The sequence below is a fragment of the Janthinobacterium kochi genome (assembly GCF_051380715.1).
Classification (GTDB): domain Bacteria; phylum Pseudomonadota; class Gammaproteobacteria; order Burkholderiales; family Burkholderiaceae_D; genus Janthinobacterium.
Genome location: NZ_JBNYXO010000008.1, coordinates 256,362 through 264,212 on the forward strand (window position 1 = coordinate 256,362; position 7,851 = coordinate 264,212).

The 7,851-nt window shown below is 60.7% G+C and carries 8 protein-coding genes; all 8 read left to right on the plus strand.

Annotated elements, in window-relative coordinates; all coding sequences use genetic code 11:
• Positions 1 to 486 (plus strand): HK97-gp10 family putative phage morphogenesis protein, encoded by a 486-nt coding sequence (locus ACQ4WL_RS18840; protein WP_436511109.1) that lies wholly within the window; start codon positions 1 to 3, stop codon positions 484 to 486.
• Between the two features lie 7 nt (positions 487 to 493).
• The gene (locus ACQ4WL_RS18845; RefSeq protein ID WP_436511110.1) at positions 494 to 715 is read left to right on the plus strand and encodes a hypothetical protein; all 222 of its coding nucleotides are present in this window, start codon (positions 494 to 496) and stop codon (positions 713 to 715) included.
• The gene (gp17, locus tag ACQ4WL_RS18850) at positions 712 to 1,119 is read left to right on the plus strand and encodes a tail completion protein gp17 (RefSeq protein ID WP_436511111.1); all 408 of its coding nucleotides are present in this window, start codon (positions 712 to 714) and stop codon (positions 1,117 to 1,119) included. The genes ACQ4WL_RS18845 and gp17 overlap by 4 nt, the downstream gene beginning before the upstream one ends.
• Before the next feature lie 73 nt (positions 1,120 to 1,192).
• The gene (locus ACQ4WL_RS18855) at positions 1,193 to 1,645 is read left to right on the plus strand and encodes a hypothetical protein (protein ID WP_436511112.1); all 453 of its coding nucleotides are present in this window, start codon (positions 1,193 to 1,195) and stop codon (positions 1,643 to 1,645) included.
• Positions 1,646 to 1,757: 112 nt separating this feature from the next.
• Positions 1,758 to 2,186, plus strand: a complete 429-nt coding sequence (locus ACQ4WL_RS18860; protein WP_436511113.1) for a hypothetical protein — start codon at positions 1,758 to 1,760, stop codon at positions 2,184 to 2,186.
• Positions 2,187 to 2,221: 35 nt separating this feature from the next.
• Positions 2,222 to 2,611, plus strand: a complete 390-nt coding sequence (locus tag ACQ4WL_RS18865; protein ID WP_436511114.1) for a phage tail assembly chaperone — start codon at positions 2,222 to 2,224, stop codon at positions 2,609 to 2,611.
• A gap of 142 nt (positions 2,612 to 2,753) precedes the next feature.
• The gene (locus ACQ4WL_RS18870; RefSeq protein ID WP_260176622.1) at positions 2,754 to 3,059 is read left to right on the plus strand and encodes a hypothetical protein; all 306 of its coding nucleotides are present in this window, start codon (positions 2,754 to 2,756) and stop codon (positions 3,057 to 3,059) included.
• Positions 3,060 to 3,156: 97 nt separating this feature from the next.
• The coding region (locus ACQ4WL_RS18875) for a tape measure protein (protein WP_436511115.1) at positions 3,157 to 7,851 on the plus strand (4,695 nt) is incomplete at its 3' end.

A 7,851-nucleotide genomic window follows, 5' to 3' on the forward strand; every position in this document is an offset into this window, starting at 1 on the left:
ATGGCTGACGACCGCAATATCACCGGCGGCAAGGCGCTGGACGATTTTCTCAAGTCCCTGCCGGCCAAGATCGAGCGCAACATCATGCGTTCGGCGTTGCGCCAGGGTGCCAACGTATTCAAGGCCGAAGTGCGGGAAAACATCCCCGTCGACAGCGGTGAGCTGCGCCGCAGCGTGCGCGTGATCACGAAGGCAAAGGGCGGCCGGGTCACGGCATCCGTGCGCGTGGGCAACAAGCGCGCCTGGTATGGCCCCATGGTGGAGTTCGGCACCAAGCCGCACAAGATCGTGCCGAAGAAGAAGGGCGCCCTGGTCATCGGCCAGACGCGCGCCATGGTGGTGGACCACCCGGGCGCCAAGCCGCATCCGTTCATCCGGCCTGCATTCGATGCCAAGCCCGACGCCGCCATCGCCGCCATTGGCGCGCAGATCCGCAAGCGCCTGACTGCCGAGGGCATCAACGTGCCTGCAGCTGAAACCGATTAGGACCACCATGAAAATCAAGATGCTGAAAACCATGCCGGGCTCGATCGACGGCGTGACCGTGATCGAGCTGCAGGCCGGTACCGAATACACCATGACCGACGCCGCGCGCGGCGTGCGCCGTGCTGCTGCCTACATCCGCCGCAGCGAGGCCATCGAAGTCATTGACGCCTCTACCGGCGGCGACCCGGTGGCGGACGCGCCAGTGCGCAAGGCACGCGCCAAGAAATGAGCGCCATCAAAGTGATCCGCGCGCTGCTGGTCGCGCATGCGCCGGTGCTGGCCCTGATGCCGGCGGCACGCATCGTGGCCGGTACCGTGCCGCAGGGTATGCAGCTGCCCGCCATCGGACTGACGGAGATTGGCCGGGTCGAACTGCCGACTGTGTCGCTGGGCCAGCGCGCCGTTCAGGTGACCGCGCGCGTCCAAGTCACCGTGCACGCCAGCACCTATCCGGACCAGAAGGCCGTGCTGCAGGCGTCCAAGCTGGGTGCGGGCGCGCATACCGGCACGGTGGCCAACATTGCCGTGCGTAGCGTTATGCGCGACGTGGTCGGCCCCGACATGAGCGATGACGCCGCAGGCATATATCAGCAGTCGCGCGATTTCAAGGTGGTCTACGTCGAAGCGAATTAGCAGTCACCATAGGTTTTCCAGCCCGCCCGTATCGCAATCCTGCGTGCGGGCTTTTTTATTGAAAGGTATCAAAATGGCATTCGAAAATGATTTCGAGACAGTCGCCGGCACCAAGCTGTACGTCTGCGCGACCCGTCCGGCATCCGATACGGTAGCGGCCTACGCGGCGCTTACCTGGGTCGAAGTCGGCGACATCACCAACGTGGGCGGCGTGAAAGGCCGCGAATACAGCACGTCCAATCTGTCAACGGTGAGCAACGCGCATGATCGCGAAAAGAAAGGCTCATACAAGCTGCCGAACGCAGAAATGGAATGCGCCTGGGTCGAAGATGACGCCGGCCAGATCCTGATCGAAGCGGCGGCCAACGACTACAGCATCCCGGCGTTCAAGGTCGTCAAGCAAGGCGGCGGTATTCGCTACTTCACGGCCCAGGTCATGAAGTTTGTCGAAAACCTGGGCGGCAGCAACGATACCGTCAAAGGCGCCTTCACCCTGCTGCGCCAGAGCGACACCCTCACCGCGTAAGCGGCAACCATCAAGGCCTCAGGCCACCCCAGTACCGACCTGGTCCGCTTCGCCCTTCGAGGGGCGGGCGGGCCTGGCACGGGCACTCATTCCCTCGAAGAAAGGCATCATCATGTCCAATATCAAAAAATTTGCAGTCGACGAAACCAGCACCTTGCACCTGAAGGACGCCAATGACGATCTGATGTACGCCGATGGTGCGGACGGCAACCCGGACAAGAACAAACCCATGCGCATCAAGCTGTACGGCCCTGGCTCCAAACAGTACGCCAAGGTGCAGGCCGCCAGCAACAACAAGCTGTTCACCCGCTTGAAGAAAAAAGGCAAGGAAGACCAATCAGCGGAAGACCAGGCGCAGGAAGGTGTCGACAAGCTGGCAGCCCTCACGCATTCGTTTGAGAACATCAGCTACGACGACCTGGCCGGCGAAGCGCTGCACAAGGCCGTGTACCTGGACGAAACCATCGGTTTCATTCCTGCCCAAGTCAACGCCCATTTGAATGACTGGGCAAATTTTACGAAGACCTCGGCGAAGAACTAAGCCTGTTCGTTCGGCACAGCGCCTGGCTCGGCGCCGTGCCCGAGGCAAAGGATGGCACGCGGGCCGACAGCGCCGAGCTGTCTCGCCGCGAACGGACCGAGCGCGACGGCAGCGAAATCGAAATGCCGCCGTTCGACCAGGGCGAGTACTTGATTGGCTACCTCTACGAGGTGGGGCCCACTGTGGCGGCCGGCATGGGCGCCGGCCCGGTGACATTTACCGAGATTGCCGCCTGGCAGTCCGCGCGCGGCTTCGAGCTGGAGCCGTGGGAGGCGCGTTTGCTGCGCCGCCTGTCGGTCGACTACCTGGCCGAGTCGCACCGCGCTACCAAGAGAGATTGCCCACCGCCGTGGGGTGGATCTGTTGCTGTTCGCGTCAGCGCCAACCGCGCAGCCGCACGTGCCCTTGAGTTATTTCTTGCATAGACCGTCCATGTGGCGGTCTTTTTTTCGTCTGCCACCCATGAGGTGGCTTTTGTACAGCAATCTCATTAGTGTAATATTGCCTCTTTGAAATGTATAGAGGAATTGTATGCGCAGGATTTTGTTAACTTTTGGATTTGTTGCCATGTCCACAGCTCTGCTTGCGTGCGGTGAATCTGCTGCACAAAAGGAGGCAAGAATTAATGCCAACCTTAAAATACTTGGCGAAAAGTACGTGAAATTAAAATTGAAGGATCCTGAATCAGCTCAATTTCAGAATCAGTTTATCGGCATCAAAGGCGCCCCATGTGGCGAAGTAAATTCGAAAAATAGCTTTGGTGGATACACAGGGTTTAAGCGGTATATCTCAGTCGGGAAAGATCTAACGGTTATGGAGGCGGATATGCCACCTGGTGAATTCGAATTATCTTGGGGCCAGATTTGCAAATAGGACACATGCATTAAAAGTAAGTCAGCCAGCCTAATTGCTGGCTTTTTTTATTTCAGACAATAACCGCCCATGAGGCGGTTTTTTTATTGGATACGCGATGATCGTCGGTGATCTTGAAATTCGCCTGAGAGCAGATATTGCCCGGCTGCAGGCCGATATGACGCAGGCGCGCCGCGTTGTCACGGAAACCCAGGACAGGATTAATGCGGCCGCCAATGCAATGAAGACGGCACTGGCCGGCATCGGAATCGGCGCCGGCCTGACCGAAATCATCAAGATGGCCGATGAATACGCCAAATTCACGGCGCAGCTGCGCCTGGCATCGACGTCGGTGGCCGATTATGCCGCTTCCTATGAGGCGGTGAAGCGCATCGCCAAAACATCGCAGCAGGATCTGGCCAGCACGGGGGTGCTGTATGCCCGAATTGCCAACGGCACTCGCGAGCTCGGGACGATGCAAAAGCAAGTGGCCGCCATCACAGAGACCGTCAACCTGGCGCTGCGCGTGAGCGGCGCCACGGCGACCGAATCGGCGTCGGCCCAGCTGCAGCTGTCGCAGGCTTTTGCATCGGGCACGCTGCGCGGCGAGGAATTCAACGCCGTGAACGAGGCGGCACCGCGCCTGATGAAGGCGCTGGCAGATGGCATGGGCTTGCCGGTGGGCGCGCTCAAGGCCATGGCGGGCGAGGGGCAGATCACGTCCAACATCATGGCCACAGTGCTGCCAAAGGCGCTGGAGTCGCTGCGCGAGGAAAGCAAGAATATCCAGACGATTTCGGGTGCCTTTACCGTGCTGAAAAACGAAATGCTGGAATTTTTCGGCATGCAGGCCCAGGCAAACGGGACAGTGGCGCTCATTACTGGCGCCATTCGGCTGTTGTCAGAAAATCTCACATCGCTTGTCATTGTCCTTAAAACGTTGATGGCCTATCAGATCGGTACTTGGCTTGCCACCTGGACCGCGAATACATACGCGAAAGTGACCGCGTCGATGGCGCTGCGCGCCGCCACGGTGGCGCAGATGCAGGCCGATGTTGTCGCTGCCGAAGCTCAGGTGGCATTGCTGGCAGTCACGCAGGCGGCGATAGTTGAGGCGCGCGCGGAAGCCATTGCGCGCCTGTCGCAAGCTCAAGCAAATATCCGTGCGGCCCAGGCCGCTATGGTCGCGGCAGAGGCCGCTGGTGCGCAGAGCTACGCGTTGATGGTGCTGCGCACTTCCACGGCGGAACTGGCTGTAGCGGAAGCGGCACGTTCGGCCATGCTAAAAGAGTTGGCCATCCTTGGTGTGCAACAAAAAAGGATAAGCGAACAGATTGCAGTGGCTGATTCCACGCAGGCGGCAGCAAAAGCGCGCCTGGCCGGTGCTACAGGCGTACTGGCGGGGGCCATGCGAGGTCTCAGTGCGGCCACAGCATTCCTTGGCGGTCCGCTTGGTGCGGCAATCCTGCTGATCGGGGCGCTGACGTTGGCCTGGCATCATTTTGGTAAAAAAGCCAAAGAAGCCAATGAACAAGCGGCAGAATCTTTTGAAGAGGCCCATGCCAGGATCATCAAGGCCCTTGATACCCAGATCGATAAGCAGCAAAACCTGCTGCAGCTTAAAAATCTCGGCCTGACCAATCAGCAGGCGGAAAAAGAACTGCCCATCATCAAGCAACTGGAGGCGGCAACCAAAAGGATGGGCGACCTCAATGCGCGTACCGGTGACTTTGCAGGAATCAGCAACGACGATGCGATTTTCAAGCGGATTGAGTTGAACAAACAGGTTAACGAATTGATTGAAAAGCAAGCAAAAGCCACCAACGGCGCGGCCGATGTTGCAAAAGTCACAGGTGCTGAAGCCTACAACGAGTGGAAAAAGACCTACGCCACCCGTGAAGAGCAGCGCGCCGCCGAGATCGCCGATCTGAAAACGCGCAATTTGAATGCGGAGCAGTACGCCGACATCCTGGGCCGCATCAATTTGAAGTATGCCGACAAGGGCGCGGCGGCGGGCCTGAAAAAAGAAGAGCAGGCCTACGCCACCCTGATCGCCAGCATCCGCGAGAAGATCGAGGCCGGGCGCTTGGAGAATGCCACCGACGTCGATGCGACCGAGAGCCAGAAGCTACGCATCAAGCTGGAAGAGGAAATCAAGACAGGTAAGCTGAAACTGGCTGACGCGCACCTGGTTGTGGCGCGCGCGGCGCTGGAGGAGCTGGCAGCTGAGGAAAAGATCGCCAAGGCCCGTGCCACGGAAAAGGACGTATCCGCGCGCATTCAGGAAAGCACGCTGGCGCGCCAGGACTCCGCGGCGGCGCTGGCGGTGGAATACCAAATGATGGGCAAGTCCAGCGACGCACGTGAATTGGCCATGGTGGCGGTGCGCGAGCAGACGGCGCTGGAGAAATTCCTCCTTCAGGAAAAACTGGCCGGCAAGGTGGTCGCCGAGGACCAGATCAAGCGCCTGACGGAAGAGGCAACCGCGCGCGTGCGCGTCGAGCAGGCCACACTGGCGCAGACCAAGGCACTCGGCTATGCCGTCCAGCTGGCCGACGAGAACCGCCGCTTTGCTGCCGAATCGCTGTTTGATGAAAAGGCGCGCGCTGCCGCGCTGCTAAAAATCGACGCTGCCATGTGGCAAGAGCGCATTGCCCTGGCAGGTGATGGTACCGAGGCCCAGAAGCGCTTGCAGGAACAATACTCGACCTGGTACAGCAACCAGCTGGCCAAGCCCGAGATCGAAGCCAACCGCAAAATGTGGGAATCGATCGATACGACTGCGCACGATACGTTCGTGTCCATCTTCGATTCGGGCAAGTCTGCCTTCGACCGCCTGCGGGACACGCTGAAAAACGGCCTGCTCGATCTGCTGTACCAGATGACGATCAAGAAGTGGATCCTGAACATCGGCGCATCGGTATCGGGCGGCGGCGTTGCTGGCCTGGCACCCGCCGAAGGCCTGGGCCTGAGCGGCGGCGCGGCTGGCGGAAGCTTGGGTGGCATTGCTAGCCTGGCACAAAGCGCCAAAACTGCCTACACCATTGCCACGCAGGGATTCTCTGGTGTGGCCGCAGGCCTCGGCGGCAGCATCGCTACCCTGGGCAATCTTTTCGGCTCCTCGGCGGTATCTGCGTTTGGTACGGGCATGAGCCTGACCGCAGCTCAGGCCAGTACCGCTGCAGCTGCATACGGCTCGGCGGGAATGGCCGGCACTGGCTCGGCATTGACGGCTGGCGCAGCAGCTGGACCGCTGGTTGCCGCGGCTGCCGGCATCGCCGCAGGGGTGCTTGGCGGAAAACTGATCTCTGGTCAGTTTGGCAGCAATTCGACAGTGAACGTCGGCACGGGGATCGGTGCAATTGCCGGGGCATTCATGGGCGGCCCTATCGGTGCGGCCATTGGTGGCGCGCTGGGTGGCGTGATTGGTGGCCTGGCAAACCGTGCTTTCGGCAGGGGCGATAAGAAATACGGCGAAACGGGGATCACTGGCACGCTGTCCGGTACCGGATTTACTGGCAACGAGTATGCCAACTGGACGCAGAAAGGCGGCTGGTTCCGCAGCGACAAGGCCGACACGGACCGTAAAGCCGTCAATGCCACGACGTCCAATGCGTTTGTGGAAACATATGCCGCCATCCGCAACGTGTCCGCCACGCTGGCCAATACGCTCGGCGTCGACACGTCCAGCTTGGCCGCGCGCGCCCAGGCGCTGAACATCAACCTGACTGGCCTCACCACGGAAGCTGACAGGCTGGGCGCCGTCACCAAGTTCTTCGAAGGCGTGGGGAATGCGATTGCGTTGGAACTGGTCCCGAGTCTCGGCCAGTTCAAGGTCGGCAACGAAGACCTGAGCACGACTCTGCAGCGCGTAGCGGGGGATTACGCCGGCGTCGACGCGGCGCTGCAGCTGATCGGCCGCACGTCGCAAGACGCCTTCGGCGCCGTGGGCGTGGCCACCATTGGCGCACGGGAAAACCTGATCAAGCTGGCCGGCAGCCTGGACTCGCTCACCAGCGGGACCAGTTTCTTTGCCGAAAACTTCCTGACGGAAGCGGAGCAGATGGCGCCGGTGCTGTCGACGGTGGCCGATACGCTGGGCAAGTTGGGCATGGCCAGCACCACGACCATGGACGACTACAAGAAGAAGGTGCTGGGCCTGAACCTGGCCAGCGCGGCGGATCAAGAGTTGTACATCAAGCTGCTGGCCCTGGCGCCCGCGTTCAAGGCCGCCGCCGACTACAGCAGCCAGCTGGCCGCCGCGACCGGCAACTATGCCGCCGTGGTCAAAAGCGCCAGTGAGATCGCCAGCGAGCGCATGGATCTGCAAAAGCAGCTGAACGAATTGACCAAAAGCGAAACTGAACTGCTGGCTATCCAGCGCTCCAGCATCGCCGCCGTCAACCGCGCGCTGTTCGACCAGGTGCAGGCCGCCAAAGCGGTGGTTTCGGCCAATGACGCACTGGCCAAGGCTTACGACACCGAGGCAGCAGCGGCCCAGACGGCGCAGGATAAATCGAAATCGTGGGTGGCCACGCTCAACAGCCTGAACGCCAGCATGGCCCTGGGTAGCCAGTCCGTCCTGACACCTGAGCAGAAATACGCCGAGGCGCGGGCCCAGTTCGAGAAAACCCTGGCGGCGGCCAATGCCGGCGATGCGACGGCGCAGTCCGGCCTGTCGGCTGCTGAGCAGGCCTTCCTGACGGCCTCCCAAGTGGTCAATGCGTCGGATGCGAAGTATGCGGCTGATTACGCGCGCGTCATCGCCGCCAACGAGGACGCTGCCAAGTGGGCATCGGCCCAAGTCGACGTG